Source organism: Streptomyces sp. NPDC005722, from assembly GCF_040630935.1.
GTDB lineage: Bacteria > Actinomycetota > Actinomycetes > Streptomycetales > Streptomycetaceae > Actinacidiphila.
Genome location: NZ_JBEXYN010000102.1, coordinates 1 through 2,815 on the forward strand (window position 1 = coordinate 1; position 2,815 = coordinate 2,815).

At 70.0% G+C, this 2,815-nt stretch carries 1 protein-coding gene; it reads left to right on the plus strand.

Features of this window, described 5'->3' with window-relative positions:
* Window positions 1–460 precede the first annotated feature (460 nt).
* A complete protein-coding gene (locus tag ABZ479_RS41510; RefSeq protein ID WP_500466431.1) occupies window positions 461–949 on the plus strand; it encodes a hypothetical protein in 489 nt (162 codons plus the stop codon).
* Window positions 950–2,815: the final 1,866 nt, after the last annotated feature.

Sequence of the window (2,815 nt, forward strand, 5' to 3'; positions counted from 1 at the left end):
CGGTGGCCGTTTGTCTATGCGGGCACCAACCCAGACGCCGGAGCAAACCCCCGCATCAGGTCCAACCCGCTACACCACTTCCAAGGACGCAACCCCACTAGAAGCACGCCGAACCTGAAGCGCACCAGCCCGAAGCAGGGACAACCGGGCCCGAGAGAAACGAACCCGGCAGTCAGCCGACGCCACCGCCACCGCGCCCGGCGAGAGATGCCACCCAGCCACCCAAGCCCGCCTCCGCCCGCGGCACGCTGCTGTTCCACAAGCCGCCTGCGGCATCACCTGCGGCAACGCCTGCACTATTACCTGCGCCATCACCTGCGGCGCATTCTCGCGCCACGCCGCATTCCGGCTGGTCACACGGCCATTCGGCCCGGCAACAAACTCTGACATCTATGTAGTTGTGGTGGGGACGATCTTACGGCGGCTTCCCTACTTGGGGACATCCCCGTCTCGGGCCGCCGTGAAGCGCGGCCGGTGCGGGACGCTGCGCTGTGCTGCGGAGCCGCGGGCGCGGGCCCGGGACCTGTGGGCCCGGCGCGGTGTGGACGAGGCCGTTGACGCGGGCTGCACCGCCGAGGACGGCCTCACGCCCCATCTGCCGGCGCCAGAGCTGGCGTGGAAGGTCCACCGCGGGCATCGGCCCCTGGTCGTCACCTCCACGGACGAGGTGTACACACTGGCGGCCAGCCTGTGGTGGGCGCTCACCGAGCAATGGCCCCTCGCCTACGAGGAGGCCCACGTCGACCCGGGCGCCATGGACGCTGGGGAGTTGCTGCAGGCCATCGCCACCCGCGGTATCCCGGTCCGCCCGGCGACGGTGTGGCCTGCCGCCCAGCTTGTCCTGAGCCACGTGATGTCCCAGCCGGACTATCGGCGGCCTTCGGCGGCGGATCTGGCGATCCTGCTGGGCACAGTCCTGGGGGACGACCCGGTAGCCGCCTTGTCCTGATGTGTGCGAACGCGGAGCGCTTCGCGATTCGGTTGCACCGATGCCGTCCATGTCGCGCTGGCTGGCTGCAGTGCCTCCTACCCGCCCTCGAACCTGCGCGTGCGGGAACGCCAACCGCGATCTGCGCCGACGTGTAGGAGGATTTCGAGATGCCCGTCGGTGTAGACAGCGACCGCGACAGGGAGTGGATGTTGACCACGGCCGCCCTGGTGTTGGGGTGGGGCTTGTGATGCGCGAAGGCCGGGGCTGCTGGTTGCGCACGCGGTGGGTGGTGGGCTGGGCCTGGTTGCGTATTGGGGTGTAGGGGCGGGTTCTGCGATGCGCAATGGGGTGGGGCCGTCGGCGGTGCGCATGGGGAGCGTTGGGATTGCTGCGCATGGCCGCGGTTGCGCATGGCCGACTCTGTTGGCGGTGTTGCGCACAGGGGTGCATCTTGCGCAGGGACGGGCTTGTTGGCGGTGTGGCGAGTCCTGCTTGAGCCCGGGGCGCCTGGGGTGTGGGGTCGGTACTTGGGAGAGCCCGTGCAGCACTGATTGGCGGTGAGCTGCGCCACGGCTGACGGGGGAGTGCCGGTGAGGGGGTCTGCGGTGGTGTTGGCGGGTTCATGGGTGTTGGTGGGTGCGGCAGGGGCATTTGCGGGCGCGGCCGTCGGGGTCGGTGGTCCAGCCGTGGTCGCAGTTTCCGCAGTGGGCGGCTTGTCGGGGTTGTGTGGTGGGTTGTGGGCGGGTGGGGGGTGTCCAGTGTTCGAGGTGGCGTTTGAGGTCGTACCAGGTGGGTTTGCGGGCCATGGCGGTGGCTGCCTGGGTGAGGAGTTGTTCGTGGATTCCGGTGGCGAGGAGTGCCTCGGCGGTGTGGGCGATGCGGTCGGGGGCGAGGGTGGGGACGGGGTGGCCGTGGTGGTGGCGGGCGTTGGTCCAGTCGTCGGCGATCCGGGCGGCAGCCGCTGCCTGGGGGCCGGCCGGTTCTGACCCTGCTGGTGCGGGCGCGGCGGGGTGGGCAGTGCCGGGGCGACGGCCCTGCGGGGTGATAGGGGCTGCTTGCGGTCCGGATGGTGCTGGTCCTGCTGGTGCGGGCGTGCTGGTGCCGGAGGTGTTTGGGGTGTGGCTGTGCGGGGTGGCAGGGGCTGCTGGGGGGCTGCCGGGTGGTGTTGTTGTCGGTGCGAGTGCGTTGGTGCGGGCATCGCTTGGGCCGTTGCCGTTGCCGTTGCCGTTGCCGTTGGCGTTGGCGTTGGCGTTGGCGTTGGCGGGACGGCGCGGTGGCGGTGGTGGTGGCGTTGCGGGTGGTGGGCCTGCCGGGGGTGTTGGGGCGCTGTCCGAGGGTGCTTGTCCGGACGGGGTGGTGGTCTCTCTCCTCGGTGTCGGGTCGGGTGTGGTGGGTGGGGAGGAGGGAGAGGAGTTCTTTCTGTCTTGCTTGTGGAGTCTTAGTTCTTTAGCCGACGGGTTTCCGGCGGTCGGTTGTCCGGCGGCCGGTTCGCCGGTCGTCGGCTTACCGGCTGTCGGTTGGCCGACTGTCGGGAACCCGTCACTCGGGTCGGCCTGCGGGTTTTGGGGGTTCTGGCCGTCGGGGGCTGGGGGAGTGGCGTCTGTGATGGCGGGTTGGGGGCAGGGTGCTGGGTCCGGCTGGTCCGGGTCCGGCTGGGGTGGTGCGGGTTCGGGCGTGTTCGGGTGGGGTGGGGCGGGGGTGTGGTTGCGGGGGTCGAGCCAGGTGGGTTCGACGCGGATGGCGCGTGTTCCGGTGACGTGGGCCAGGAGGTGGTGGATGTCTTCGCGTCGGTGGGGCAGGCCTGCGACGGAGAATTCGGTGCGCCAGGTGCCGTCGGTGGCGTTCTGGATTTTGAGTTTGACGATGTAGCCGCAGTCGACGAGG